Here is a 26,971-nt window from a genome sequence, read left to right on the forward strand (position 1 = left end):
TTCAAGCGATCGATAAGAGGTTAGCCTTACCTTACCCGACTGAGAGTGATGCCTACCCTCATGCCTCGCGCGCCGTCCCCTATTCTCGGTTCTCAGGACGGGCCGAGACCTGTGAGGAGGACCGAGTGCACGAAACGCCGCAGGCCAGGGGTGGAGCGGAGGCCGCGCGGCCGTCGATTCCGGCGCAGAAGATACCGCGGAAGGTGATGCGCCATTCGGTGCGCGGCCAAGTCCTCGACGCGCTCCGCGCGGCGCTCGTCGACGGCGAACTGGTGCCGGGGGAGATCTACTCGGGCCCGGCCCTGGGCGAACGTTTCGGAGTGTCGGCGACCCCCGTGCGCGAGGCGATGCAGCGGCTGGCCCTGGACGGGGCGGTGGAATGCCTGCCCAACCGGGGTTTCCGCGTCCTGTCGCGCACCCCGCGCGAGCTGGCCGAGCTGGCCGAGGTACGGGCCCTGCTGGAGGTCCCCGTGATGCTCCGGCTGGCCCGTGACGTGCCCGCGGCCGGCTGGGAGGCCCTGCGGCCGGCCGCCGCGGCCACGGCCGCCGCCGCCGCGGTCGGCGACCTGCCCGGCTACGCGGAGGCCGACCGGGCCTTCCACCGCGAGGTGCTCGCGCTGGCCGGCAACGACCAGCTGGTCCAGGTGGCGGGGGAACTCCACCGCCGCGCCCAGTGGCCCCTGCCGGGCGCCCCGCGGGTGCGCCGTGCGGAGCTGGTGGCCGACGCGGCCGAGCACACGGCCCTGCTGGAGGCCCTGATCGCCGGGGACCTCCCGGTGGTGGAGTCACTCGTACGGGAGCACTTCGCGGGCTCCGCCGGCTGACCGGGCCCGCCGTCCGGCCCGGTCCCTCGGCCGACCCGGTCCCCGGCCACCCCGGTCCGGTCCGGTCCGGCGGGGCGCTCCGGGGCTGCCCCGGAGCCCCCCGCCGGGCTACGCGGGAGCCGGGTCCGGGTGGAGCTGGTCCGCCAGCCAGGTCGGGATGCCCCCCAGCAGGTGGAAGAGCCGACGGGCCTCCGCGCGCAGCCGGGCCGCCTCGGGCTCCGGCTCGGCCTCGGCCAGGGCGGCCAGCGCCGGGGCCGTGCCGATCAGGAAGCCCAGCTCCTCCCGGATCCGCAGCGACTCCGTGAAGCCCTTGCGCGCCTCGGCCACCTCGCCGTCCCGCAGGGCGAGCGCCGCCAGGTGCCGCCAGGTGAAGGAGAGCAGCAGCGTGTCCCCGTGGGCCTCCGCGCCCGCGTGGGCCCGGTGGTAGGCGGGGCGGGCCGACTGCGGGGCGTCCGCGAGGTGCTCGGCCACCAGCCCCCGGCGGAAGTCCAGCAGCGGCCGGGTCCGGGACCCGGCGGAGAGCAGGGCCGCGGCCCGGCCCAGCGCCGAGCGGGCCTCGTCGGCCCGGTCGCGTACGCCGAGCACCGTGGCGGCGTACGCCAGGTGGCCCCGCTCGCAGGCGGCGGCGCCCCGGTCGTCGTCGTCCTGCGAGACGGCCTCGGCGACCCGCAGCGCGTCCTCGGCCTCGGCCCAGCCCTGCCCGGTGAACAGGCAGCGTTCCACCAGCAGCGCCGTGCGCTGCACGGCGGCTCCGGCGTGGTTCAGGTGCGGCGTCAGCAGGGCGGCCGCGTCGGTCCAACAGCCGCGCGAGCGCAGCCGCCATATCGCCCGCTGGAGGGGGTCGTCTCCCCCAGTAGATCCGGCACCGGACATGGCGGTATCCGCCACATTGCCCTCCCCAAAGCAACCAAGCAGCACATCGTTGAGCCCTGGGGCGAAATGAGAGCACGGATCGGAGGCTCCGGCCAAGGGGTCGGGTGAACTCTTTCACAAAGTCCGGACGGATCATCAGCCGCCCCCGGCCCGGGCCGTGCGGTCCGGGAGCGGATCTTCTCAGCTCATGCGCAGTGCGAGGAAGAAGTCGAGCTTGTCCTCGAGCCGCGACAGGTCGCGCCCCGTCAACTGCTCGATTCGCCCGACGCGGTACCGCAGCGTGTTGACGTGGAGGTGCAGCCGCGTCGCGCAGCGGGTCCACGAACCGTCGCAGTCCAGGAAGGCCTCCAGCGTCGGGATGAGCTCCGCGCGGTGGCGGCGGTCGTAGTCCCGCAGCGGGTCCAGCAGCCGGGCCGTGAAGGCGCGCCGTACGTCGTCGGGCACGAACGGCAGCAGCAGGACGTGCGAGGCCAGCTCGTGGTGGCCCGCCGCGCAGACCCGGCCCGGGCGCGCCGCGGCGACCCGGCGGGCGTGCCGGGCCTCCTCCAGCGCCCCGCGCAGCCCTTCGGCGGAGTGCACGGCCGCGCTGACGCCCAGCGTGAGCCGGCCGTCGTCGGCCAGGCCTGCCTGCAGGGGGTCCCGTACGACCGCCAGGAGCTCGTCGGCGTGCAGGGCAGGGCCGGGGCCCTTGTCCTCACCGGCCTCCCCGGGCAGGGCGGGCAGCGGCACCAGGGCGATGGCCTCGTCGCCCGCGTGGGCCACGGCGATCCGGTCCGAGGGCTCGGGCCCCGACAGGGTCGGGTCGACGAGGATCTCCTCCAGCAGCGACTGGGCCACCGGGCCGCCGGGGATGTCGCCGCCGTCCCAGTCCACCCGGGCCACGACGACCTGCCAGTGCGGGGGGCCGCCGAGTCCGGGCAGCAGCACCGGGGCCGCGACCCGCAGGCGGGCGGCGATCTCGGCGGGCGCGGCGCCCGTCTGGACCAGTTCCAGCACCTCCTGGGCGAGGCGGCGGCGCACCGTACGGGCCGCGTCGCGCCGGTCCCGCTCCACGGCGATCAGCTGGGTGACGCCCTGGAGCAGGTCGAGGCGCTCGGCGGGCCAGTCGCCGGCGTCCGCCTCGACGGCCAGCAGCCAGTCCGACAGCACGCTCTCGCGCACGTCACGGGCGGCCGGACCGGCCGCGCCGCGCCCGTGTCCCCTGATGGGGAAGAGCGAGTACGTAATACCCTGGATGGAGATCCGGTGCGGGCCCCTGCGGCCCGTCCGGACCGCCGCGAGGTGCTCGCTCGCCAGTGCCGCACAGACACCCGGGGCCAGCGGCTCGCCGGCCCCGGCGATCTGCCGGCCCGTGGGGGACAGCACCCAGGCCCGGAGATCGAGGTCGGTGGTGAGCAGATCCAGCACCACGTCGGGCCCGCCGCCGGTCGGCCCCGACGTCATCAGGCGGCGGTGGCGGTCCACGACGGCGGCGAGGTCCCCGGCGCGTTCTCCGGAGACCTGGCGCACCACGTACTCGGTGATCGTGGCGAATGCAACGTCCTCGTTCACGGCGAACAGGGGCAGGCGGTTGCGCAGACAGGCCGATACCAGGTCGTCCGGGATGTCCCCCAGCTCGGCCTCGCCCGCGGCGAGGCCCGCCACGCCCGCGCCGGCCAGGATTCGTACGAACGGCTCGGAATCGGCCGAATTTCTTCGCCAGGCCAGGCCGGTGAGCACGAGCTCGCCTCCGGACAGGTATCGGCTGGGGTCCCGCAGGTCGGTCGTCATGACCCCGCGGACCGTCCGGTCGAGTTCATCCTCGCCGCCCAGCAGCCGCAGCCCCAGCGCCTCGGTTTCCAGCAGTGCGCGCAGCCGCATGATGTCGCCGCCGATCTGTCTCGATGTTGCCGTTGGAAATCGGGCAGGTCGTCGCATCCTGCCTTTCATACGAATCTACAAGACGAGGGAGGTCCCCAGCCAACTCCTTCATGGTTTCGGTGACTGCACCCGGGGGACGCGCGGATTGTGTACTGACTCCACACCGCGTTAACAGCACGTGAACGACCAGTCGAGGGCCATTGGGCCTCCTGGCTTGAAGTGAACGACACGATGAAGAAGAAGAGAGCCGCACATGGACTTCCTTCGCCCCGCCAGCTGGGAGGAGGCGCTCGCCGCTAAGGCCGAGTTCCCCACAGCTGTGCCGATCGCGGGTGGCACCGATGTGATGGTCGAGATCAACTTCGACCACCGTCGGCCGGAGTACCTCCTGGACCTGAACCGCATCGGTCTCCTGCGGGAGTGGGAGGTCGGCGAGGACGTGGTTCGTCTGGGCGCCTCCGTCCCGTACACGCAGATCATGGAGAACCTCCGGACGGAGCTTCCGGGACTCGCGCTCGCCTCGCACACGGTCGCGTCCCCGCAGATCCGCAACCGCGGCGGTGTCGGAGGCAACCTCGGTTGCGCCTCTCCGGCCGGCGACTCGCACCCGGCGCTCCTCGCGGCCGGTGCCGAGGTCGAGGTGGAGTCCGTACGCGGCTCCCGCCTGATCCCGATCGACGAGTTCTACACCGGAGTGAAGCGCAACGCGCTCGCCGCCGACGAGCTCATCAAGACCGTCCACATCAAGAAGGCGGACGGCCCCCAGCAGTACTCCAAGGTCGGCTCCCGCAACGCGATGGTCATCGCGGTCTGCGCGTTCGGCCTGGCGCTGCACCCGCAGACCCGCACGGTCCGCACCGGCATCGGATCGGCCGCGCCGACCCCGATCCGGGCGAAGGCCGCCGAGGAGTTCCTGAACGCCGCGCTCGAAGAGGGCGGCTTCTGGGAGTCCGGCAAGGTCATCACCCCGTCGATCGCCAAGCAGTTCGGTGACCTCGCCTCCGGCGCGGCCAACCCGATCGACGACGTCCGCGGCACGGCGAAGTACCGCCGTCACGCGGTCGGCATCATGGCTCGCCGCCAGCTCGTCTGGACCTGGGAGCAGTACCGCGGCACCACCGGCCGCTCGCTTGAAGGGGCTGCGTAATCATGCGCGTCAATTTCACTGTCAACGGCCGTCAGCAGGAAGCCGACGACGTCTGGGAGGGCGAGTCCCTCCTGTACGTCCTGCGCGAGCGCATGGGCCTGCCCGGTTCGAAGAACGCATGTGAGCAGGGCGAGTGTGGTTCCTGCACCGTCCGTCTCGACGGCGTGCCGGTCTGTTCCTGTCTCGTGGCCGCCGGCCAGGTCGAGGGCCGCGACGTCGTGACCGTCGAGGGCCTGGCGGAATTCTCCAAGCAGCGCGAGCAGCACGGCCACGGCGGTGCCTGCGGCGCCGGCGGCGGCTGCGGCGGCAAGGGCGGCGTCACTCTGGACGCGGCCAAGCAGTGGCAGGCCAAGCCCGCGGGCGACTCGCAGACCGGCGAGGGTGTGGAGCTCTCCACCATCCAGCAGGCGTTCATCGACGCCGGCGCCGTCCAGTGCGGTTTCTGCACCCCGGGCCTCCTGGTCCAGGCCGACGCGCTGCTGGAGGAGAACTCCTCCCCGTCCGACCAGGACATCCGTGAGGCCCTGTCCGGCAACCTCTGCCGCTGCACGGGCTACGAGAAGATCCTCGACGCGGTCCGCCTCGCGGCCGCCCGTCAGGGAGAGGCGGTCTGACCATGGCTCAGAACACGCGCACGGTTCCGGCGGGTACGCCGACCAACGTCACGCAGAAGCACACCAAGGGCGGCATCGGCGAGTCCACGCTGCGCCCGGACGGCACCCTCAAGGTGACCGGCGAGTTCGCGTACTCCTCGGACATGTGGCACGAGGACATGCTCTGGGGCCAGACGCTCCGCAGCACCGTCGCCCACGCCGAGATCGTCTCCATCGACATCTCCGAGGCGCTCGCGCTGCCCGGCGTCTACTCGGTCCTGACGTACGACGACCTGCCGGCCGAGATGAAGAACTACGGCCTGGAGATCCAGGACACCCCGGTCCTCGCCAACGGACGGGTGCGCCACCACGGCGAGCCGGTCGCCCTCGTGGCCGCCGACCACCCGGAGACCGCCCGCCGCGCAGCCGCCAAGATCAAGATCGACTACCGGGAGCTGCCGCTCGTCACGGACGAGGCCTCGGCCCTCGCCCCGGGCGCGCCGCTGATCCACGAGGGCCGCGACGACCACCACATCGGTCACGTCCCGCACCCGAACATCGTGCACCGCCAGCCGATCATCCGCGGCAACGTGGAAGAGGCCCGCAAGCGCGCCGACGTCATCGTCGAGGGCGAGTACACCTTCGGCATGCAGGACCAGGCCTTCCTCGGCCCGGAGTCCGGCCTCGCCGTGCCCTCCGAGGACGGCGGCGTCGAGCTGTACGTCGCCACGCAGTGGCTGCACTCGGACCTCAAGCAGATCGCCCCCGTCCTCGGCCTGCCCGAGGAGAAGGTCCGGATGACGCTCTCGGGCGTCGGCGGTGCCTTCGGCGGCCGCGAGGACATCTCGATGCAGATACACGCCTGCCTGCTGGCCCTGGCCACGAACAAGCCGGTCAAGATCGTCTACAACCGGTTCGAGTCCTTCTTCGGCCACGTGCACCGCCACCCGGCGAAGCTCTACTACGAGCACGGCGCCACCAAGGACGGCAAGCTCACGCACATGAAGTGCAAGATCGTCCTGGACGGCGGCGCCTACGCGTCGGCCTCCCCGGCGGTCGTGGGCAACGCGTCCTCCCTCTCGGTGGGTCCGTACGTCCTGGAGGACGTGGACATCGAGGCCATCGCGCTCTACACGAACAACCCGCCCTGCGGCGCGATGCGCGGCTTCGGCGCCGTCCAGGCCTGCTTCGCGTACGAGGCCCAGATGGACAAGCTCGCGGCGAAGCTGGGCATGGACCCGGTCGAGTTCCGCCAGCTGAACGCCATGGAGATGGGCACGGTCATGCCCACCGGCCAGGTCGTGGACTCCCCGGCGCCCGTCGCCGAGCTGCTCCGCCGCGTGAAGTCCCGCCCGCTGCCGCCGGAGCGCCAGTGGGAGTCGGCCGGCGAGGGCGCGGACGTCCGCGCGCTGCCCGGCGGCCTCTCCAACACCACGCACGGCGAGGGTGTCGTCCGCGGCGTCGGCTACGCGGTCGGCATCAAGAACGTCGGCTTCTCCGAGGGCTTCGACGACTACTCGACCGCCCGCGTGCGCCTGGAGGTCATCAACGGCGAGCCCGTCGCGATGGTCCACACGGCCATGGCGGAGGTCGGCCAGGGCGGCATCACCGTCCACGCGCAGATCGCCCGTACCGAGCTGGGCGTCACTCAGGTGACCATCCACCCGGCCGACACCCAGGTCGGCTCCGCCGGCTCCACGTCCGCCTCGCGGCAGACGTACATGACGGGTGGCGCGGTGAAGAACACCTGCGAGGCGGTCCGCGAGGCCCTGCTGGAGATCGGCCGCCGCAAGAACGGCTCGTACCACCCCGCGTGGGCGACCGCCGAGCTGCTGCTCGAAGGCGGCAAGATCGTCACCGACGGCGGCGAGGTCCTCGCGGACATCGCCGAGATCCTCGGCGACGAGGCCATCGACCTCGAGCTCGAGTACCGCCACCACCCGACCGTCCCCTTCGACCTGGTCACCGGCCAGGGCAACGGGCACGTCCAGTACACCTTCGCCGCGCACCGCGCGGTCGTCGAGGTGGACACCGAGCTGGGCCTGGTCAAGGTCGTCGAGCTGGCGACCGCCCAGGACGTCGGCAAGGCGCTCAACATGCTCTCCGTGGTCGGCCAGATCCAGGGTGGCACCACCCAGGGCCTCGGCGTGGCGATCATGGAAGAGATCATCGTGGACCCGAAGACCGCGAAGGTGCGCAACCCCTCCTTCACGGACTACCTGATCCCGACCATCCTCGACACCCCGACCATCCCGGTCGACGTCCTGGAGCTCGCCGACCCGAAGGCCCCGTACGGCCTGCGCGGCATGGGCGAGGCCCCGACCCTCTCGTCCACCCCGGCCGTCCTCGCGGCGATCCGGCAGGCGACCGGTCTGGAGATCAACAAGACGCCGATCCGTCCGGAAGCCCTCACCGGCACCCTCTAGGACGGCGCGGTCCGGGGGCCGAGAGGCCCCCGGACCCCCAGACCCCCCAGACCCTCCGGGCGGTGTGACCCGGGAACGTCACACTTCCACCCACACCGCCCGGAGTACACGAAGTACCGCACCGCTCGCGGTCCCTTCACCCGGCAGTACCCCTGCGGAAACCCCCCGTAGTACCAGCGGTAACCCCCGCACTACCCGCAGTACACGCAGTGAACATTCGCGTCGCCTCGGGCCGTCACCCCGGGTCGTGCAGCCAACGGAGTTTCCCAAATCCCGCGTCTCCAATCTTCATGCGGGTGCCCCTTTGAACCTTGGGAGTTAGGCACCATGACCCAATCGTCTGTGGAGCCCAAGACCAGTGCGGAAGAGGCCGGCGACGGCTCTCTGAACCCCGCCGGACGGTCTTGGCTCGATCGGTACTTCCACATAACGCACAGAGGATCCAACGTCGGCAACGAGGTTCGTGGCGGCATCACGACCTTCATGGCCATGGCGTACATCCTGCTCCTCAACCCCCTGCTCCTCTCGGGCAAGGACGTCGAGGGCACCGCGATGGCCGCCTCGGCGATCATCACCGCCACGGCGTTCGCCGCGGCCGTCACCACCCTGTTGATGGGCTTCGTCGGAAAGGTGCCGCTGGCCCTCGCCGCCGGCCTCTCGGTGTCCGGCGTACTGGCCTCGCAGGTGGCCCCGCAGATGACCTGGCCGCAGGCCATGGGCATGTGCGTGGTCTACGGCGTCGTGATCTGCCTCCTGGTCGTCACAGGCCTCCGAGAGATGATCATGAACGCGATCCCGCTCGCGCTCAAGCACGCGATCACCATGGGCATCGGCCTCTTCATCGCCCTGATCGGCTTCGTCAAGGCGGGCTTCGTCGGCAACGGCGGGGAGTTCATGCCCCCCGTGCAGCTCGGCGCCACCGGCGAGCTCTCCGGCTGGCCCGTTCTGCTCTTCGCGATCACCCTGATCGCCATCTTCATGCTCCAGGCCCGCAAGGTGCCCGGCGCGATCCTGATCGGCATCGTCGGCGGCACCATCCTGGCCGCGATCCTCAACGCCATCGTGGACATCGACCCGAAGGCGTGGAAGAACGGCCCGCCGGTGCTCGGCGGCTCCGTAATCTCCCCGCCCGACTTCTCGCTCTTCGGCGACGTCAGCTTCGGCGGCTGGGGCGACGTCGGCTACATGACCGTCGGCATGATCGTCTTCACCCTGGTGCTCGCCGGCTTCTTCGACGCGATGGCCACCATCATCGGCGTCGGCACCGAGGCCAAGCTCGCCGACGACAAGGGCCGGATGCCGGGCCTGTCCAAGGCCCTGTTCATCGACGGCGCCGGCGGCGCCATCGGCGGCGTCGCGGGCGGCTCCGGCCAGACCGTGTTCGTCGAGTCGGCCACCGGAGTCGGCGAGGGCGCCCGTACGGGTCTGGCCTCCGTGGTCACCGGCCTGTTCTTCGCCGCCTGCCTCTTCTTCACCCCGATCACCCAGATCGTCCCGGGCGAGGTCGCCTCCGCCGCCCTGGTCGTCATCGGCGCGATGATGATGCAGAACGCCCGCCACGTGGACTGGGCCGACAGCGCGACCGCGATCCCGGTCTTCCTGACCGTCGTGGTCATGCCCTTCACGTACTCGATCACGGCCGGCGTCGCCGCCGGTGTCATCTCCTACGTCGCCATCAAGGTGGCGCAGGGCAAGGCGCGCGAGATCGGCGCCTTCATGTGGGCGCTGACCGGCATCTTCCTGGTGTTCTTCGCCCTCCACCCCATCGAGGGACTGCTCGGCGTCGGCTAGGCCGGGCGATGATCCGTACCTGACCCCCACGCATCCGATACTGGAACCGAACCCCTCCGAGGAGGCCCCCATGCTGGACATCGCCGAAGAACTGAACCGGTGGGTCGAGCAGGGACGTGACTTCGCCGTCGCCACGGTCGTGGCGGTCGGCGGGAGCGCGCCCCGCCAGCCCGGGGCCGCCCTCGCCGTCGACAGCGACGGCACGGCGATCGGTTCGGTCTCCGGCGGATGCGTGGAGGGCGCGGTGTACGAGCTGTGCCGGCAGGCGCTCGAGGACGGCGAGACCGTCACCGAGCGCTTCGGGTACAGCGACGACGATGCCTTCGCCGTGGGTCTGACCTGCGGCGGAATCATCGACATCCTCGTCACCCCGGTGCCCGTGGGCTCCGCCGCACGGGAGGTGTTCGCGGCCGCGCTGGCCGCCGCCGCCCGCGGTGAGGCCGCCGCGGTCGCCCGGATAGCCGAGGGTCCGGCCGAGCTCATGGGCCGCGCCGTACTCGTCCGTACCGAGGGCGCCCACGAGGGCGGCTTCGGCGGACACCCCGAGCTGGACCGCACCATCGCCGAAGAGGCCCGTGCCATGCTCGACGCCGGGCGGACCGGAGTGCTGGAGATCGGCGCCGACGGCCGGCTCTGCGGAGAGCCGCTCACGGTGCTGGTCGAGTCCAGCGTCCCGCCCCCGCGCATGATCGTCTTCGGCGCCATCGACTTCGCCTCCGCCCTCGTGCGGATCGGCACGTTCCTCGGCTACCGGGTCACGGTGTGCGACGCGCGGCCCGTCTTCGCGACGAAGGCCCGCTTCCCCGAGGCCGACGAGATCGTCGTCGACTGGCCCCACCGCTACCTGGAGAGCACCGAGGTCGACGGCCGGACCGTCCTGTGCGTGCTCACCCACGACGCCAAGTTCGACGTCCCGCTCCTCGAACTGGCCCTGCGGCTCCCCGTCGCCTACGTCGGCGCCATGGGCTCCCGCCGCACCCACGAGGACCGCAACAAGCGGCTCCGCGAGGTCGGCGTGACCGAGCTCGAACTGGCCCGCCTGCGCTCACCGATCGGCCTGGACCTCGGCGCCCGCTCCCCGGAGGAGACCGCGCTGTCCATCGCCGCCGAGATCGTCGCCAACCGCCGCGGCGGTACCGGCGTCGCGCTCACCGGGGCGCACATCCCGATCCACCCCGACGCCTCCAGCACGGTGATCGGCCGCATAGGCTCCGTCGCTTGAAGGGCCGACCCCGCGACGTGAGCGGACGGGCGCGTCCCCCGGGGGCGCCCTTCCGCCGTCCGCCGCTCCGTACCTCCGCCGGGCGGGCGGAGCGGGCCGGGCGCCGCGTGGTCGCCGGACGGGCAGATCCGGCCATTATGAGGTGACCGGTCCGCGATGACCGATTAGTCTCGCGATCATGGTGGACATCCGCGAGGTACCCGAGTCCGACATCGACCGTGCTCTGGAGCTCGCGTACCTGGTCTTCCACGACCGGCCCGAGAAGGAGCGCCGCGGGAAGCACCGCGCGCTCCTCACCCGCTGCGAGCGGATCGGCGCCTACGAGGGCGACTCCCTCGTCGGGTTCATGGCCGCGCACGACTTCCGGCTCTCCGTACCCGGCGCGGACCTGCCCTGCCCCGGGCTCACCTTCGTGTCCGTCGCCCCCACCCACCGCCGGCGCGGGGTGCTCACCGCCCTGATGGACGAGCAGCTGCGGCGGACCGCGGCAGCGCGCCGGCCGCTCGCCTCGCTCTGGGCATCCGAGACCGTCATCTACGGCCGCTTCGGCTTCGGCGCCGCCACCACCGGCGCCACCATCGAGATCGACTCGACCCGGCCGCTCGCCCTGCGGATCGCCCCCGACCGGCGCCCGCTGCGGCTCCTCGGCACGGACGAGGTGCTCGCCGTCGTCGGGCCCCTCCACGAGCGCGCCCGCGCCCAGCGGGCCGGCCGCCCGACCCGCGACACCCAGCGCTGGACCGAGGAGTGGCTGTCCGAACAGGACGAGGAGGACGAGGAGTTGGGCCCGCCCCGGGTCATCGTCCTGGGGGATCCGGGCGAGCCCGTCGCCGGGTACGTGCTCTACCGGACCAAGTCGGAGGACGGCGGCGCCAGTGCGAGCGGCGTGCGCACGCTCGGACTGGTCCGCGTCGACGAACTGGAGGCCGACACCCCGGCGGTCGCCGCGGCCCTGTGGGAATGCGTCGCCTCCCTCGACCTGACCGGCCGGGTCCGCGCCTGGGGGCGCCCGGTGGACGATCCGCTGCTTCACTTCGCGGCCGACCGGGACCAGGTGCGGGCCACCGCCCAGTTTCCCGCGCTCTGGCTGCGGCTGGTCGACGTACGGGCGGCGCTGGCGGCGCGCTCCTGGGCCGCGCCGGTGGAACTGGTGCTGGAGCTGACCGACGCGCGGCTCCCCGCGAACGCCGGACGGTTCCGGCTCAAGGCCGGGCCGGACGGCGCCGCGTACGAACCGGCCCACGCGGCCCCCGACCTGACCCTGGACGTACGGGAACTGGCCGCCTGCTACCTGGGCGGGACCCGGGCCGTCGAGCTCGTCGCCGCCGGACTGGTCGCCGAGCACACGCCGGGCGCGGCGGCGGCGCTGGACGCTGCCCTGCGGGGGGACCTGCTGCCGCACACCGCCGACGAGTTCTGAGGCGTACTGCTCCCAGGCCTGAGGGAGCGGCGGCGGGGGCGGGCGAGCGGACCGCCCCCGCCATCGCCCCCGGGACCAGGCGAGGACTAGGCGGGCAGCGAGATGCGGGCCGCGGACATGCCGAAGTCCGATGCCCAGATGCCGGTGGACAGCCCGTCGGGCAGCGCGTGCAGGTCCTGCGGACGGTAACGGGCGATCTTCTGATGCCAGTTGAGGATGCCCGCGTGCCAGTCCTTCAGCTCGCCGACGTACGCGTCGAGGGCGGCCCGTGCCTCCGCGCTCAGCTTCCAGTCGTCGTAGAGCAGCGGCAGCTGGTTCGCCACGATGTGCTCGAACTCCTCGGTGCGCTGCGTCATCAGCGCGTGGCAGATGTGCAGCGCCCGCGGGTAGTCGATGTCGAAGAAGTTCCGGGTGACGAGCACGTAGTTGTGCACCTCGCCCTCGACCTCGACCTCCTTCTGGTACGAGTAGATGTCGTTGATCAGGCAGGCGGCGTCCGAGACGGCGTTCTCCAGCGACCGGATGGTGCCGGAGGCGTAGATCTCCTCCGGGATGCCCCGGCCCTGGTGGCCCAGCCGGCACAAGTACATCGTCAACTGGCTGCCGAAGGTGCTGCGCCGCATCTCGGCGTAGTCCACCGGGTCGGGGATGCGGTTCTGGATCTGGTTGTCCACCTCCCAGAGCCAGGCCTCCAGCATGTCCACCAGGGTGGTGCGGAACTCGGTGCGCTGCTCCGTGGACATGCCGGCGCTCGTACGCACCCACAGGTCGCCGAGCCCGCGCTCCATGGCCGTCGCCGGGACGGGCTGCTCGGCGTGGTCCACGGGGATCATGGCGATCAGGCGCGCCGTGGCCGCCTTCGCGGCGGGCAGGTTCCTGGCCTGGGCGAAGACCACCGGGTAGTAGTCGTCCCCGTACGTGCCCCAGCTCAGCCAGCACGCGTTCAGGACGAGCGCCTCCGGGGTGGCGTCGGGGTCGATCCCCGCCGAGCAGACCGCGAAGTCGTAGCCCCGCAGCTTCTGTTCGTTCCAGATCGCCGAGCCGGGGTCGCCGGGCTGCGGGTCCAGCATGCCCATCCGCCCGCACCACGCCACCGACTCCTCGCGCGCGTGCGCCAGATGGGGGCTGAAGGTCAGCGGGTGCGGCATGTAGATGTCGGGGATGACGGACGGGCCGGTCTTCTCGAACGGGACGTGGGTGAAGGAGCGTTGGCGCAGCTCCATGGAGCGCCGCGTGAACACCGACCGGAGGTCGAGCGCGGTGGTGCCGAGCCCGGCCGGGAGGAAGGGGAGGGTGAGCGGCGCGGTGGCCTTGGCCTCCTTGTTCATGTAGCGGCCGGAGACCATGTGCCACTCGTGGCCGCCGGACTGCCAGTCCTGGAGGCCCTTGGCGTAGGCCAGCACGGCGGCGATCTCGGCCGGGTTCATCGCGTGGTCGGCGAAGAGCTGGGGCAGCTCGGCGAGTGCGGTCTGCTCGAACTGCTGGAGGCGCGAGGTGAGCAGGTCGTTGGAGGCCTCGGCGGCTTCCTGGGTGGAGCAGCCGAGGAACGTCTCCAGTACGAGGATGGCGTTGGAGAGCTCGCCCTCGTCGGCGACCTCGCGCTCGTAGGAGAAGATGTCGTTCCTGATGTGGACGGCGTCGGAGAAGGCGTCGCGCAGCACCCCGAGCGGCCGCGAGTGCGCCACGCGCGCCGGGACCTCGGCGGAGACGTACTCGACGAGGCCGGCCGACCAGGGGGCGCCGCCCACCTTGCGGCGCATCTCGATGTACTCGAGGGGGTTCGCCACCCGTCCGATGTTGATGTTGGCGAGTTCCCACATCGACTCGTCGAGGAGGTTCTTCGTGGATTCGGAGAACCGTTCCCGCCAGTGCGCCGACATCGCCGGGACGGTCCGCGCCCACAGGTCGGCGAGCCCCGCCTCGACCGGGTTGGTCGGCTCGGGGAACCCGTCGGACAGGTCCATGGGCATGAAGGCCGCGAGCTTGTCGAGGTACTCCTTGGCGCCGTCACGGTCCTGGGAGCGCTTGTACATCTCCAGGAAGTGGTCGTCGAAGAAGAACACCCACACGTACCAGTCGGTGACCAGCGACAGAGCCTCGCTGTCGCAGTCGGGGTGGGTGTAGGAACAGAGCAGCGCGTAGTCGTGGGAGTCGAGGTCCTTCTCCTCCCAGACGCCGGAGCCCTCCAGCATTCCGAGGTCGCGCGCCCACGTCTTGGTGTGGACCCGCGCGTCCTCCAGGTGGGGGTTCAGTCGCGCCGGATACGGCACATAGAAGTCCGGCAGTTGAAACGGCTGCGTCACGGCAGGGTCGGCCCTTCGTCCATGGGTACGGGAACCGGTTGCGCCCGGCCCCCCGCACGAGATCAGCAGTGCCCTACCCCTGATGCGGGTGGCCCAAGGGGGAGTTCACCGCTTCAGGTGACGGACGTGCCGTTCCGCGCCGGGGCGGGCCCGCGCCGGATATGGGAGGCGGGGCGGGGCCGTCGGCGGGGGAGCCGTGGACGCGGGGTGCGCGGACGCGCCGACGTGAAGAGGCCGCCCCGGCCGGCCCGGTGAGGGCGGGCAGGACGGCCTTCACCGCGGACCCCCGGGGCGCGGTCCCGGCGGGGGCACCCCGGGGACGGGCTATTGCGCCTCGCCCTCCAGGTTGCCCTCCGTGTCCAGGTACACCTGGCGCAGGGCTTCGAGGACCTGCGGGTCCGGCTTCTCCCACATGCCGCGCGACTCGGCCTCCAGCAGCCGCTCCGCGATGCCGTGCAGGGCCCAGGGATTGGCCTCCTCCAGGAAGGCGCGGTTCTCCGGGTCCAGGACGTACGTCTGCGTCAGCTTGTCGTACATCCAGTCCGCCACCACACCCGTCGTGGCGTCGTAGCCGAAGAGGTAGTCGACCGTCGCCGCCAGCTCGAAGGCGCCCTTGTAGCCGTGGCGGCGCATCGCCTCGATCCACTTCGGGTTCACCACGCGGGCGCGGAAGACGCGGGAGGTCTCCTCGACCAGGGTGCGGGTCTTGACCGTCTCCGGGCGGGTGGAGTCGCCGATGTACGCCTCGGGGGCCGTGCCGCGCAGTGCGCGGACCGTGGCCACCATGCCGCCGTGGTACTGGAAGTAGTCGTCCGAGTCCGCGATGTCGTGCTCACGGGTGTCCGTGTTCTTCGCGGCCACCGTGATCCGCTTGTACGCCGTCTCCATCTCGGCGCGCGCCGGACGGCCCTCCAGGCCGCGGCCGTACGCGTACCCGCCCCACACCGTGTAGACCTCCGCGAGGTCGGCGTCCGTGCGCCAGTCGCGGGAGTCGATCAGCTGGAGGATGCCCGCCCCGTACGTCCCCGGGCGCGAGCCGAAGATCCGGGTCGTCGCGCGCCGCTCGTCGCCGTGCTCGGCCAGGTCCGCCTGGGCGTGGGCCCGGACGTAGTTGTCCGACGCCGGCTCGTCCAGGGAGGCCACGAGCCGCACCGCGTCGTCCAGCAGGCCGATGACGTGCGGGAACGCGTCGCGGAAGAAGCCCGAGATGCGCAGCGTGACGTCGATGCGGGGACGGCCCAGCTCCGCGAGCGGGATCGGCTCGATGCCCGTGACGCGCCGCGAGGCCTCGTCCCAGACCGGGCGGACGCCCAGCAGGGACAGGGCCTCCGCGATGTCGTCGCCGGAGGTGCGCATCGCGCTGGTGCCCCACAGGGACAGGCCGACGGACGCGGGCCACTCGCCGTTGTCCGTGCGGTAGCGGGTCAGCAGCGACTCCGCCAGGGCCTGGCCGGTCTCCCAGGCGAGCCGGGACGGGACGGCCTTCGGGTCGACCGAGTAGAAGTTGCGGCCGGTCGGCAGGACGTTCACCAGGCCGCGCAGCGGCGAGCCCGACGGGCCGGCCGGGACGAAGGAGCCGTCCAGGGCGCTCACCACGTGCGCGATCTCGTCCACCGTGCCCGCGAGGCGGGGAACCACCTCGTGCGCCGCGAAGGCGAGGACCGCGGCGACGTCGGCCGAGTGCCCCTCGGCGACCGCCGCGACGGCCTCAGGGGACCAGTCCGCGTCCTCCATCGCCTGCACCAGGGCGCGGGCCGTCTCCTCGACGGCGTCCGCCGAGGTACGGGTGGCCGCGGACTCGTCCAGGCCCAGCGCCTCGCGCAGACCCGGCAGGGCCGTCGTACCGCCCCAGATCTGACGGGCGCGCAGGATCGCCAGGACCAGGTTGACCCGGGCCGCACCCGTCGGGGCGCCGCCCAGGACGTGCAGCCCGTCGCGGATCTGGGCGTCCTTGATCTCGCACAGCCAGCCGTCGACGTGCAGCAGGAAGTCGTCGAAGCCCTCGTCGTCGGGACGCTCCTGAAGACCGAGGTCGTGGTCGAGCTTCGCGGCCTGGATCAGGGTCCAGATCTGGGCGCGGATGGCCGGCAGCTTCGCCGGGTCCATCGCCGAGATCTGCGCGTACTCGTCGAGGTGCTGCTCCAGGCGCGCGATGTCCCCGTACGACTCCGCGCGCGCCATCGGCGGCACCAGGTGGTCGATCAGGGTGGCGTGCACGCGGCGCTTGGCCTGCGTGCCCTCGCCCGGGTCGTTGACCAGGAAGGGGTAGATCAGGGGCAGGTCGCCGAGGGCTGCGTCGGGCGCGCAGGCCGCGGACAGGCCCGCGTTCTTGCCCGGCAGCCACTCCAGGTTGCCGTGCTTGCCCAGGTGGATCATCGCGTCGGCGCCGAAGCCGCCGTCCTCCGCACGGGCCTGGATCCAGCGGTACGCGGCCAGGTAGTGGTGTGAGGGCGGCAGGTCCGGGTCGTGGTAGATCGCGATCGGGTTCTCGCCGAAGCCGCGCGGCGGCTGGATCAGGATGAGCAGGTTCCCGCGGCGCAGGGCCGCCAGGACGATGTCGCCCTCCGGGTTCGAGGACCGGTCGACGAACATCTCGCCCGGCGCCTCGCCCCAGTGCCGCTCGACGCTCTCGCCCAGCTCGGCGGGCAGCAGCGCGAACCAGCGCCGGTAGTCGGCGGCCGGGATGCGCACCGGGTTGCGGGCCAGCTGCTCCTCGGTCAGCCAGTCCTGGTCGTGGCCGCCGGCCTCGATCAGGGCCCGGATCAGCTCGTCGCCGTCGCCCGACACCAGGCCGGGGATCCCCTCGACGGGACCGAAGTCGTACCCGCCGGCGATCAGCGTGCGCAGCAGCTCGACGGCGCTGGCCGGGGTGTCCAGACCGACCGCGTTGCCGATGCGGGAGTGCTTGGTCGGGTACGCGGAGAGGACCAGCGCGACCTTCTTGTCGCGGCGGGCGATGTGCCGCAGCCGGGCGTGGCGCACGGCGATCCCCGCGACGCGGGCGGCCCGCTCGGGGTCGGCCACGTAGGCGGGCAGGCCGTCAGCGTCGAACTCCTTGAAGGAGAACGGGACGGTGATCAGGCGGCCGTCGAACTCGGGCACGGCGACCTGGGTGGCGGAGTCCAGAGGGGAGAGGCCCTCGTCGTTCTCCTCCCAGTTGCTGCGCGAGCCGGTCAGGCACAGGGCCTGCAGGATCGGTACGCCGAGGGAGGCGAGGGCGCCCGCGTCCCAGGACTCGTCGTCCCCGCCGGCCGAGGCGGTCGCGGGCTTGGTGCCGCCGGCCGCCAGGACGGTGGTGACCACCGCGTCGACCCCCTGGAGCGCGGCCAGCAGCTCCGGCTCGGGGGTGCGCAGGGAGGACACGTACAGCGGCACGGGCCGCGCGTCGTGGGCCTCGACGGCCTCGCACAGGGCGTGCACGAAGGCGGTGTTGCCGCTCATCTCGTGGGCGCGGTAGTACAGCACGGCGACCTTGGGGCCGTCGGTCCGCCCGGCGGTGCGCTCCAGCGGCCCCCAGGTGGGGGAGGCAGCGGGCGGCTCGAAGCCGTGGCCGGTCAGCAGGACCGTGTCGGAGAGGAAGCGGGCCAGCTGGTCGAGGTTGGCGGGGCCGCCGTGCGCGAGGTAGCCGTGGGCCTCGGCCGCGATGCCGATCGGGACCGTGGAGGCCTCCATCAGCTGCGCGTCCGGGGCCTGCTCGCCGGTCAGGACCACGACGGGACGGTGCTGGCCGGGGGCCAGCAGCACGTCGAGACCCTCCTGCCAGGCGCGGAGGCCGCCGAGGAGGCGTACGACGACCAGGCCGACGCCGTCGAGGAGGCCGGGGAGGTCGTCGAGGGGAAGGCGGGAGGGGTTCGCGAACCGGTACGGCACGGGGCCGTCCGCCGTGTTCGCGGCGCGGGCGCTGAGCAGATCGGTGTCGGACGTCGACAGCAGCAGGATCATGCGGCGGCAGGCCTTCCTCGGGGTTTCCGCGCCCCGGGCAGTGAGGACGGCGGGAGTTCCTGGCTCACCCCGCCGATCGCTCCGCGGGGTTCACAGTGGCGGGACCGCGCCGGAATCGCACCGGGCTTCCTCCCATGTCGCCGTCCTCGGCGATGGCGGGCCGAGTGGCCCGCCGGTGGTCATCCTAGGCGGCGTCTTCCCTGGCCGGGAGTGGGGGGCCGGGGCGGCGGTGCCGCCGGGGTGTGGCGGGTCCTGGCGGTGCTGCCTCTTCTGCCTCTTCCGCCGCTTCCGCCAGGGGCGGGTGGGTGCGGGGCCGTTGCCGGGGCGCCGGGGGCGGGGCGGGTGCCGTGCGGGTGGGCGGCGCCGGGTGCGGGGCCGTTGCCGGGCTCCGCCCCGGGCCCCGCGCCTCAAACGCCGGCGGGGCTGGATGTGGCGGGGCGTGCGGGCTTGGGTGCGGGGTCCGCGTCTCGAACGTTGGCGGGGCTGGATGTGGCGGGGCGTGCGGGCTTGGTCGCGGGGCTTGGGTGCGGAGGTTGGGTGCGGGGGCCGGGTCTTGAACGTTGGTGGGGCTGGGTTTGGCGGGGCTTGGGTGCGGGCTGAGTGGCGTTGGGGCGGGGGCGGGGGGAGTGCTGGTCACGGGGGTGGGGTGGTGACGGACACAGGTCGGGGGGCGGGAATCGTGGGTATGCTCGCCGCCATGCCCCCGCCCCCGCCCGCCTCCGCCGCGCCGCGCGACGAATCCGTCGTACGGGACCGCGGTGACGCCTGCCCCGGCGCGCTGCGGCTGCACGCGGCCGACGACGGGTTCCTGGCGCGGGTGCGCATCCCGGGCGGGCTGCTCGACGGCCGGGCCGCCCTGATGCTGGCGCAGGCCGCGCACCGGCTCGGTGACGGCCGCCTCGACCTCACCTCGCGCGGCAACGTTCAGCTGCGCGGCCTCGGCGCGAACTGCGGCGGCGAGCTGGCGGAACTGCTGGCTGCGGCCGGGCTGCTGCCCGCCCCCGCCCACGAGCGGGTCCGCAACGTCGTCGCCTCGCCGCTGACCGGCCTCGACCGCCGCGGACTGCCCGACGTGGCCCCCTGGGTCCCGGAGCTGGACGGGCTGTTGTGCGCCGACCCCGCCGCGGCCGCCCTGTCCGGACGCTTCCTCTTCGCCCTCGACGACGGCCGCGGCGACGTGGCCTCCCTCGCCGCGGACGTGAACCTCACCGCACGGGACGGCGGCCGGGCCCTGGTGTGGACGGCCGGCGCCCGCGACGGCGCTCTCGTCGCCGCGCCGGACGCCCCCCGCGCCGCCCTGACGGCCGCCGCGTACTTCCTCGACGCGGCCCGCGAAGCCGGCACCCGCGCCTGGCGGGTGAGTGAGCTGCCGAGCGAACACGCCCTGTCCGGAGCGCGGTTGACCGTACGGCTCGAGGCCGCGGGGATCGCCGCGGAGTCCGCGCCCGTGCCCGCCCGGCCTCCCGGCCCTCCGGCCGCGCCCGAGCCGGGCCTCGTGGACGGCCCCGGCGGCACCGCCGCGCTGTCCGCCCTCGCGCCCCTCGGGCGGCTCACGGCGGACCAGTGGTGCCACCTGGCCGGCCTGACCGGCCGGCTCCGCCTCACGCCGTGGCGCGGGATCGTCGTTCCGGGCCTGCCCGCGGACCGCGCCGGCCGGGCCCTCGCCGGGCTCGCCGACGCCGGCCTGATCACCGCCGCCGACGACCCCTGGCGGTCCGTCACCGCCTGTACGGGGCGGCCCGGCTGCGCCAAGTCCCTCGCGGACGTACGCGCCGACGCGGCCGCCGTCGTCCATGCCTCCCGGGGGCGGCTGCCCGTGCACTGGTCCGGCTGCGAGCGCCGGTGCGGCCATCCGCGGGGGACCGCCTGGGTGGACGCCCTGGCCACGGCCGACGGCGACGGCTACCGGCTCTCCGTGCACGGGCGGCCCCTGCCGTACCGTCCCGACTTGGCCGCCGCCCTCACGGCAGCCCGCGACACCTCCGAAGACGCAGTGAAGAAATGAGCGAGTACACAGTGTTCGAGTACGAGAAGGACGGCGCCGCGATCTACCGCCAGTCCTTTGCCACGATCCGTGCCGAGGCCGACCTCTCCGGGCTGCCCGCCTCGGTCGCCCAGGTCGCGGTGCGCATGATTCACGCCTGCGGGATGACCGACCTCCCGCAGGACCTCGGGTACACGCCCGAGGTGGTGCTGAGGGCCCGCGCCGCCCTGGAGGCGGGCGCACCGGTGCTGTGCGACGTACAGATGGTCGCCAGCGGGGTCACCCGCAAGCGGCTGCCCGCCGGCAACGACGTGATCTGCACCCTCTCCGATCCCTCGGTACCGGACCTGGCGGCGAAGATGGGCACCACGCGCAGCGCCGCCGCGCTCGAAGTGTGGCGCGACCGGGGCCTGTTGGAAGGTTCGGTGATCGCCGTCGGCAACGCGCCGACCGCGCTGTTCCGGCTGCTGGAGATGATCGAGGAGGGCGCCCCGCGTCCCGCCGCCGTCATCGGCGTGCCCGTCGGCTTCATCGGCGCCGCGGAGTCCAAGGACGCCCTCGCCGCGCACCCGTCCGGGCTCGACCACCTGATCGTGCGGGGCCGCCGGGGCGGCAGCGCCATCGCGGCCGCCGCCGTCAACGCCATTGCGAGCGTGGCCGAATGAGCGCCGCAGTCGAGCAGGCCGCGGGACGCCTCTTCGGCGTCGGGCTCGGTCCCGGCGACCCCGACCTGATGACCCTGCGCGCGGTCGAGGTGATCGCCGCGGCGGACGTCGTGGCCTACCACAGCGCCCGGCACGGCCGCTCCATCGCCCGGTCCATCGCCGCGAAGCACCTGCGCGAGGACCACGTCGAGGAGCCGCTGGTCTACCCGGTCACCACCGAGACCACCGACCACCCCGGCGGTTACCAGGGTGCGATGGACGAGTTCTACGAGTCGGCCGCCGCCCGCCTGGCCGCCCACCTGGACGCCGGCCGGACCGTCGCCGTGCTCGCGGAGGGCGACCCGCTCTTCTACAGCTCGTACATGCACATGCACAAACGGCTCGCGCACCGGTACGACACCGAGGTCATCCCCGGCGTCACCTCCGTGAGCGCCGCCGCCGCCCGCCTCGGCACCCCGCTCGTCGAGGGCGAGGAGGTGCTGACGATCCTGCCCGGCACCCTCCCCGAGGAGGAGCTCGCCGCCCGCCTCGCCGCCACCGACTCGGCGGTCGTCATGAAGCTCGGCCGCACCTTCCCCGCCGTCCGGGGAGCCATGGAGAGCAGCGGCCGGCTCGCCGAGGCCCGCTACGTCGAGCGCGCCACCATGGCCGGTGAGCGCACCGGCCTCCTCGCCGACACCGATCCCGAATCCGTCCCGTACTTCGCCGTCGCCGTCGTCCCCAGCCGGATCGGAAACCCGGGCGGCGTGCCGTCCGGGCCCGGCGGGGTCGTGGTCGTCGGCACCGGCCCGGCGGGCCCGCTGTGGCTGACCCCGCAGACCCGGCGGGCGCTCGCCGACGCCGAGGTGCTGGTCGGCTACACGACCTACCTGGACCGGGTGCCGGCCAAGCCGGGCCAGGTCCGGCACGGCTCGGACAACAAGGTGGAGTCCGAGCGCGCCGAGTTCGCCCTCGACCTGGCCCGCCGCGGCAAGCGGGTGGCCGTGGTCTCCGGCGGCGACCCGGGCGTCTTCGCCATGGCCACCGCCGTACTGGAGGTCGCCGCGCAGCCGCAGTACGCGGACGTGCCCGTACGGGTCCTGCCGGGGGTGACCGCCGCCAACGCGGCGGCCGCCGCCGCCGGAGCCCCGCTCGGCCACGACTACGCCACCGTCTCCCTCTCGGACCGGCTCAAGCCGTGGGAGGTCATCGCGGAGCGGCTGCGCGCCGCCGCCGCGGCCGACCTGGTGCTCGCCCTGTACAACCCCGGCTCGCGCAGCCGTACCTGGCAGGTCGCGCAGGCCCGCGAGCTGCTGCTGGAGCTGCGCTCGCCGCGGACCCCGGTGGTCGTCGCGCGGGACGTGGGCGGCCCGGAGCAGTCGGTGCGGATCGTCACGCTCGCCGAACTGGAGCCCTCCGAGGTCGACATGCGGACGATCCTGCTGATCGGCTCCTCGCAGACCCAGGTCACCGAGCGCCCCGACGGCTCCCGCCTCACCTGGACCCCGCGCCGCTACGGCTGACCGGGCTACGGCCGCTCCCCGACCGGGGCCGGGTGGTGCGCGAAGGCCACCGCCCGCCCCCGGCAGGGGAGTTGGGGCCGGGGGCTCAATACGAGGTATGGGCGAGCCAGTTGAGGGCTGCCGGGACCGAGTGGGCTTCCGGTACGCCCTGGGGGGTCGCGGGGCGGCGTACGACGAGGACCGGGACACCGGCCTCGCGGGCCGCGGTGAGCTTCGGCGCGGTGGCGGAGCCCCCGCTGTCCTTGGTGACCAGTACGTCGATGCGGTGCCGGGCCAGCAGCTCCCGCTCGCCGTCGAGGGTGAACGGGCCCCGGTCCAGCAGCACTTCGAGCCGCGGCGGCACCGGACCGGCCGGCGGGTCCACCGAACGCACCAGGAACCAGGGGCCGGCCAGGTGCGCGAAGGCGTGCAGGCCCATCCGGCCCGTGGTCAGGAACACCCGGCCGCCGCCCAGCTCCGGCAGCAGCGCGGCCGCCCCGGCGAGGGAGTCCGCGAACGTCCAGGCGTCGCCGCGCCCGGGGGTCCAGCCGGGGCGCCGCAGTGCCAGCAGCGGGACGCCGGTCAACGCGCGCGCCTCGGAGGCGTTGAAACTCATCCGCTCCGCGAACGGGTGGGTGGCGTCCACGACGTGCGTGACGTCATGGGCGACGATCCAGGCCGCGAGCCCGGTGACGCCGCCGAACCCGCCGATCCGGGACTCGCCCGGCGGGAGCACCGGCGAGGCGACCCGTCCGGCCAGGGACGTCGTGACCCGGGTCCCGTCCCACGGGCCGGGCGGCCCGTCCGGCGCGGGATCCCCGGCGGGCCGCGCCACGGCGGCGGGCCGGCCCACGGCGGCGGGTTCCGCGGCCCCGCCCCCGGGGCCCGGTTCGGCCGGGGTGCCGGCCAGCGCCTGCGCGAGGCGGCGGGCCTCCGTCGTACCCCCCAGGATCAGTACGTGGCGGTCCGCGGGACGGCCGGGATCAGCAGGCATGCCGGTCGCGCTCGGGGGAGTACAGGTGGCTGTCGCGGAACTGCTCCGCGCCCAGCGTGCGGCCCACCAGGATCACCGCGGTCCGCACCAGCCCCGCCGCCTTCACCTGGTCGGCGATGTCGGCCAGGGTGCCGCGCAGGACCAGTTCGTCCGGACGGCTGGCCATCGCCACGACCGCCGCCGGGCACTCGGGTCCGTAGTGCGGCAGCAGTTCGTCCACGACCCGGTCCACGTACCGGGTGGCCAGGTGCAGGACCAGCAGCGCACCGCTGCGGCCCAGCGTGGCCAGGTCCTCGCCCGGCGGCATGGGGGTGGCCTGCTGGGAGACCCGGGTCAGGATCACCGTCTGCCCGACGGTGGGGACGGTCAGCTCCCGCTTGAGCGCGGCCGCCGCAGCGGCGAAGGCCGGCACGCCCGGGACCACCTCGTACGGGATGCCGGCCGCGTCCAGCCGCCGCATCTGCTCCGCGACCGCGCTGAAGATCGACGGGTCGCCGGAGTGCAGCCGTGCCACGTCCAGGCCCGCCGCGTGCGCGCGGACGCACTCGGCGACGATCTCGTCCAGGTTCAGCCGCGCGGTGTCGACCAGCCGTGCGCCCTGCGGGCACTCGGCGAGCAGCTCGCGCGGCACCAGGCTGCCCGCGTACAGGCAGACGGGGGCTGCGGCGAGGGTCCGGGCGCCACGCACCGTGATCAGGTCGGCGGCGCCGGGGCCCGCTCCGATGAAGTACACGGTCATGACCGCTCCGTCTCCTTGGTGTCCGCGGCCGCCGAGGCCTCCGGGGTTTCTACCGTCTCGGCTGTCACTACCGTCCCGGCCGTTCCGGCGGGCTCCGCCGGCTTCGTCACCGACCACTGGGTGACCGCCATGGCCTGCCGCCAGCCCGTGAAACCGCCGACGGGCACGGCGTGCGCGACGGCGAGCTTCACCAGGTCACCGCCGTGCCGCCGGTGGCGCTCGGCGAGGACCGCCTCCGACTCCAGGGTGACGGTGTTGACGACGAGCCGGCCGCCGGGGGCCAGCGCCGCCCAGACCGTGTCGAGGAGTCCCGGCGCGGTCAGGCCGCCGCCGATGAACACGGCGTCCGGGGCCTGGAGCCCCGAGAGCGCGTCCGGCGCGGCGCCGACGACCACGTGCAGGCCGGGGACGCCGAGCGCCGCCGCGTTGCGCGCGATGCGCTCCGCCCGCTTCGGGACGCGCTCCACCGCCACCGCCCGGCACGAGGGGTGCGTACGCATCCACTCGATGCCGATGGAGCCGGAGCCGCCGCCGATGTCCCACAGCAGCTCCCCGGGGGCCGGGGCCAGCGCGGCCAGGGTCGCGGCGCGGACGTGCCGCTTGGTGAGCTGCCCGTCGTGCTCGTACGCGGTGTCCGGCAGGCCGGGGGTCGCGCCGATCCGCGGGCCCGCGTGCGCGGGGTCCCGGCGGCAGTCGACGGCCACCACGTTCAGGGGCTCGCGCGCCGGGTGCTCCCAGCCGTCCGCGACGCCCTCGTACGCGTCCTCGCGCTCGGAGCCGAGCTGTTCCAGCACCCGCATCCGGCTCGGGCCGAAGCCCCGTTCCCGCAGCAGCGCCGCGATCTCGCCGGGGGAGCCGGCGCCCGCGCTCAGCACCAGCACCCGCCGCCCCTCGTACAGCGCGGACGCGAGGCGGGCCACCGGGCGGCCGACGACCGTGACGACCTCGGTGTCCTCCACCGGCCAGCCCAGCCGGGCGCAGGCGTACGACACCGAGGAGGGGTGCGGATGGATCCGCAGGGCTTCGGGGCCCAGCTCCTGGGCGAGGGCGCGGCCGATGCCGTAGAACATCGGGTCGCCGCTGGCGAGCACCGCGATGCGGCGGCCGGCGTGCTCCGCCATCAGCTTCGGCACGGCCGGCCGCAGCGGGCTCGGCCATGCCACCCGCTCGCCGGGGCATTCGGCGGCGGGCAGCAGGTCCAGCTGGCGGGGGCCGCCGATCAGGACGTCGGCGGAGCCGAGCGCGGACCGCGCGGCGGCGGTGAGCCCGGTCCAGCCGTCGGCGCCGAGTCCGACGACCGTCACGGGCGAGGGGGTTGGTACGGAGCTCACTGCGCGGTACCTCGGGGAACGGGAGAAGGGGCGTGCGAGGGGTGAACCCGCAGCCTACTGGGGCGCAGGCGCCGCTCCAGAGCCAGGGTGACCAGGACCGAGGCCGTGGCGAGGGCGGTGATGGCGACCGCGGGCGAGGTGAACTGGGCGACGGCTCCGGCGAGCGCGGCGCACAGCCCCTGCAGGGTCAGCATCCCGGCCGAGTGCAGGCCCAGCGCCTGGCCCTGCGTCCCCTCGGGGAGCAGGGCGACGAGCCGCTCCTGCATGAGCAGCCCCGCCGAGTACCCGACGGAGGCCACGGTCACCGCGACCGCCGCCAGGACGGGCCCGGGCTCCAGGGCGAAGACCAGGTACGGCACCGCGAGCAGCAGCCGCAGCGGGGCCGCCAGCCGGGCCCGCAGCCGGGCGGGCAGCCAGCGCCCGACGAGGGTGTCCCCGACGAGCATCCCGGCGGCGGCGCAGCCGAAGAGCAGCCCGGCGCGGGCGGGGTCGTACGGGACGAACAGCGCCTCGCAGCCCACGATCAGGCCGTTGGGGACCCACAGGGCCAGGTACAGGGCGCGCCGGGACGGGTCGGAGAGCAGGGCGGCGTTCGTGCGCCAGGTCAGGCCCGGAGAGGGCCTGCCGACCGCGCGCGGCGGGCGCCGGAGCAGCCCGAGCCGCACGGTGAGCGCGGCGGCGAGCCCCAGCCCGGCGGCCGTCAGCAGTGCCCCGCGCGGGGAGAGCGCGGCGACGAGGAGGCCGCCGGCGGCGAAGCCGGCGATCTGCGTCGCGCCGCCGCAGACGGAGAGCAGCGAGCGGCCGAGCAGGTAGTCGGCGGGCGGCAGGATCTCGGTGAGCAGCCCGTACCGGACCCCGCCGGCCAGGGAGTCGGCGAGCCCCTGGCCGAGCAGCACCGCGAACACGGCCCACAGCGGCAGGCCGGGCGCGGCGAGCAGGGCGGTGCCGAGCGCCGCGAGGGCGGCGAGTCCGGCGAGGGCGGCGCGCGGGGGCAGCCGGTCGGCGGCGGAGAGCAGCAGGGTCGCGCCGAGTACCTGGGCGAGGGAGGGGCCGAACATGCCGAGCGCGGCCAGCAGCGGGCTGTTGGTGCGGTCGTAGACGAGGACGCCGAGGGCGAGGCCGCCGATGGTCGAGGCGCCGGTCCGCAGGGCCGCGGCAGCGAAGAACGGGGTGAACTCGGGGACGCGGGCGAGCGTGCGGTAGGTCCGGGGCATGCGGGGAGTCTCGGGGCGGGCCCGGCGGTCGCCTAGAGTTTCGCGCGGAGGCGAAACGTGGCGGCCTGTGGCCCGCGCCCGTCATGATCCCCCCGGCAGGCCCGGCAGGCCCGGCAGGCCCGGCAGGCCCGGCAGGCCCGGCAGGCCCGGCAGGCCCGGCAG

At 73.7% G+C, this 26,971-nt stretch carries 18 protein-coding genes and 1 riboswitch; of the genes, 10 read left to right on the top strand and 8 right to left on the bottom strand.

The features are described 5' to 3' along the window. The first annotated feature begins 8 nt into the window (after window positions 1-8). Window positions 9-824 (top strand): GntR family transcriptional regulator, encoded by an 816-nt coding sequence (locus OTB16_RS12235; RefSeq protein ID WP_420717682.1) that lies wholly within the window; start codon window positions 9-11, stop codon window positions 822-824. Between the two features lie 108 nt (window positions 825-932). On the opposite strand, the gene OTB16_RS12240 is transcribed toward OTB16_RS12235, so the two are convergent. Both OTB16_RS12240 and OTB16_RS12245 read right to left on the bottom strand, forming a co-directional pair. Then, the gene (locus OTB16_RS12240) at window positions 933-1,712 is read right to left on the bottom strand and encodes a hypothetical protein (protein ID WP_267720134.1); all 780 of its coding nucleotides are present in this window, start codon (window positions 1,710-1,712) and stop codon (window positions 933-935) included. Between the two features lie 165 nt (window positions 1,713-1,877). After that, window positions 1,878-3,557 (bottom strand): PucR family transcriptional regulator, encoded by a 1,680-nt coding sequence (locus OTB16_RS12245; protein ID WP_267720135.1) that lies wholly within the window; start codon window positions 3,555-3,557, stop codon window positions 1,878-1,880. A gap of 253 nt (window positions 3,558-3,810) precedes the next feature. Here OTB16_RS12245 and OTB16_RS12250 point away from each other — a divergent pair, with 253 nt between their 5' ends. From OTB16_RS12250 to OTB16_RS12275, 6 genes are all read left to right on the top strand, one after another. Then, window positions 3,811-4,704: an FAD binding domain-containing protein gene (locus OTB16_RS12250; RefSeq protein ID WP_267720136.1), complete on the top strand. Its 894-nt coding sequence runs from the start codon at window positions 3,811-3,813 to the stop codon at window positions 4,702-4,704. A gap of 2 nt (window positions 4,705-4,706) precedes the next feature. Further along, a complete protein-coding gene (locus OTB16_RS12255; RefSeq protein WP_267720137.1) occupies window positions 4,707-5,318 on the top strand; it encodes a (2Fe-2S)-binding protein in 612 nt (203 codons plus the stop codon). Window positions 5,319-5,320: 2 nt separating this feature from the next. Next, window positions 5,321-7,723, top strand: a complete 2,403-nt coding sequence (gene pucD / locus OTB16_RS12260; protein ID WP_267720138.1) for a xanthine dehydrogenase subunit D — start codon at window positions 5,321-5,323, stop codon at window positions 7,721-7,723. Between the two features lie 327 nt (window positions 7,724-8,050). Beyond that, complete coding sequence (locus tag OTB16_RS12265) at window positions 8,051-9,514, top strand: NCS2 family permease (RefSeq protein ID WP_267720139.1); 1,464 nt, start codon at window positions 8,051-8,053, stop codon at window positions 9,512-9,514. A 70-nt stretch (window positions 9,515-9,584) separates the two neighbouring features. Continuing rightward, entirely contained in the window at window positions 9,585-10,736 is a 1,152-nt protein-coding gene (locus tag OTB16_RS12270; protein WP_267720140.1) for an XdhC family protein, read from the top strand. A gap of 178 nt (window positions 10,737-10,914) precedes the next feature. Beyond that, on the top strand, window positions 10,915-12,156 hold the full coding sequence (locus OTB16_RS12275; RefSeq protein ID WP_267720141.1) for a GNAT family N-acetyltransferase: 1,242 nt from the start codon (window positions 10,915-10,917) through the stop codon (window positions 12,154-12,156). 86 nt (window positions 12,157-12,242) lie between these two features. Here the strand turns inward: OTB16_RS12275 and OTB16_RS12280 are convergent, their stop codons facing one another. Both OTB16_RS12280 and cobN read right to left on the bottom strand, forming a co-directional pair. Then, entirely contained in the window at window positions 12,243-14,459 is a 2,217-nt protein-coding gene (locus OTB16_RS12280; RefSeq protein ID WP_267720142.1) for a terpene synthase family protein, read from the bottom strand. A 324-nt stretch (window positions 14,460-14,783) separates the two neighbouring features. Continuing rightward, window positions 14,784-18,401 (bottom strand): cobaltochelatase subunit CobN, encoded by a 3,618-nt coding sequence (gene cobN, locus OTB16_RS12285; RefSeq protein WP_267720143.1) that lies wholly within the window; start codon window positions 18,399-18,401, stop codon window positions 14,784-14,786. A gap of 53 nt (window positions 18,402-18,454) precedes the next feature. Beyond that, window positions 18,455-18,554, bottom strand: a riboswitch (cobalamin riboswitch). Window positions 18,555-19,098: 544 nt separating this feature from the next. Here cobN and cobG point away from each other — a divergent pair. Genes cobG through OTB16_RS12300 form a run of 3 tightly spaced genes read left to right on the top strand, consistent with a single transcriptional unit; the run spans window position 19,099 to window position 22,552 of the window. Beyond that, window positions 19,099-20,406 (top strand): precorrin-3B synthase, encoded by a 1,308-nt coding sequence (gene cobG / locus OTB16_RS12290; protein WP_267720144.1) that lies wholly within the window; start codon window positions 19,099-19,101, stop codon window positions 20,404-20,406. After that, window positions 20,403-21,050 carry a precorrin-8X methylmutase gene (locus OTB16_RS12295; RefSeq protein ID WP_267720145.1) on the top strand — a complete coding sequence of 216 codons (648 nt, stop codon included), beginning with the start codon at window positions 20,403-20,405 and terminating at the stop codon, window positions 21,048-21,050. The genes cobG and OTB16_RS12295 overlap by 4 nt, the downstream gene beginning before the upstream one ends. Beyond that, window positions 21,047-22,552, top strand: coding sequence for a precorrin-2 C(20)-methyltransferase (locus OTB16_RS12300; protein ID WP_267720146.1), 1,506 nt, complete (start codon window positions 21,047-21,049; stop codon window positions 22,550-22,552). The genes OTB16_RS12295 and OTB16_RS12300 overlap by 4 nt, the downstream gene beginning before the upstream one ends. 85 nt (window positions 22,553-22,637) lie before the next feature. On the opposite strand, the gene OTB16_RS12305 is transcribed toward OTB16_RS12300, so the two are convergent. The 4 genes from OTB16_RS12305 to OTB16_RS12320 are packed head-to-tail and all read right to left on the bottom strand — an operon-like array spanning window position 22,638 to window position 26,809. Continuing rightward, window positions 22,638-23,525, bottom strand: coding sequence for a cobalt-precorrin-6A reductase (locus tag OTB16_RS12305; protein WP_267720147.1), 888 nt, complete (start codon window positions 23,523-23,525; stop codon window positions 22,638-22,640). Further along, window positions 23,515-24,264, bottom strand: a complete 750-nt coding sequence (gene cobM, locus OTB16_RS12310; protein ID WP_267720148.1) for a precorrin-4 C(11)-methyltransferase — start codon at window positions 24,262-24,264, stop codon at window positions 23,515-23,517. Before cobM ends, OTB16_RS12305 begins: the two co-directional genes overlap by 11 nt. Beyond that, window positions 24,261-25,595: a precorrin-6y C5,15-methyltransferase (decarboxylating) subunit CbiE gene (gene cbiE, locus OTB16_RS12315; protein WP_267720149.1), complete on the bottom strand. Its 1,335-nt coding sequence runs from the start codon at window positions 25,593-25,595 to the stop codon at window positions 24,261-24,263. Before cbiE ends, cobM begins: the two co-directional genes overlap by 4 nt. Further along, a complete protein-coding gene (locus OTB16_RS12320; protein WP_267720150.1) occupies window positions 25,592-26,809 on the bottom strand; it encodes an MFS transporter in 1,218 nt (405 codons plus the stop codon). The genes cbiE and OTB16_RS12320 overlap by 4 nt, the downstream gene beginning before the upstream one ends. Window positions 26,810-26,971: the final 162 nt, after the last annotated feature.

Source organism: Streptomyces antarcticus, from assembly GCF_026627255.1.
In the GTDB taxonomy this organism is placed as follows: domain Bacteria; phylum Actinomycetota; class Actinomycetes; order Streptomycetales; family Streptomycetaceae; genus Streptomyces; species Streptomyces antarcticus.

Coding starts and splice junctions, on each gene's coding strand:
- OTB16_RS12245 (WP_267720135.1), bottom strand. CDS start 3,557: ATGCGGCTGCGCGCACTGCTGGAAACCGAGGCGCTGGGGCTGCGGCTG.
- OTB16_RS12250 (WP_267720136.1), top strand. CDS start 3,811: ATGGACTTCCTTCGCCCCGCCAGCTGGGAGGAGGCGCTCGCCGCTAAG.
- OTB16_RS12255 (WP_267720137.1), top strand. CDS start 4,707: ATGCGCGTCAATTTCACTGTCAACGGCCGTCAGCAGGAAGCCGACGAC.
- pucD (WP_267720138.1), top strand. CDS start 5,321: ATGGCTCAGAACACGCGCACGGTTCCGGCGGGTACGCCGACCAACGTC.
- OTB16_RS12265 (WP_267720139.1), top strand. CDS start 8,051: ATGACCCAATCGTCTGTGGAGCCCAAGACCAGTGCGGAAGAGGCCGGC.
- OTB16_RS12270 (WP_267720140.1), top strand. CDS start 9,585: ATGCTGGACATCGCCGAAGAACTGAACCGGTGGGTCGAGCAGGGACGT.
- OTB16_RS12275 (WP_267720141.1), top strand. CDS start 10,915: ATGGTGGACATCCGCGAGGTACCCGAGTCCGACATCGACCGTGCTCTG.
- cobN (WP_267720143.1), bottom strand. CDS start 18,401: ATGATCCTGCTGCTGTCGACGTCCGACACCGATCTGCTCAGCGCCCGC.
- cobG (WP_267720144.1), top strand. CDS start 19,099: ATGCCCCCGCCCCCGCCCGCCTCCGCCGCGCCGCGCGACGAATCCGTC.
- OTB16_RS12295 (WP_267720145.1), top strand. CDS start 20,403: ATGAGCGAGTACACAGTGTTCGAGTACGAGAAGGACGGCGCCGCGATC.
- OTB16_RS12300 (WP_267720146.1), top strand. CDS start 21,047: ATGAGCGCCGCAGTCGAGCAGGCCGCGGGACGCCTCTTCGGCGTCGGG.
- OTB16_RS12305 (WP_267720147.1), bottom strand. CDS start 23,525: ATGCCTGCTGATCCCGGCCGTCCCGCGGACCGCCACGTACTGATCCTG.
- cobM (WP_267720148.1), bottom strand. CDS start 24,264: ATGACCGTGTACTTCATCGGAGCGGGCCCCGGCGCCGCCGACCTGATC.
- OTB16_RS12320 (WP_267720150.1), bottom strand. CDS start 26,809: ATGCCCCGGACCTACCGCACGCTCGCCCGCGTCCCCGAGTTCACCCCG.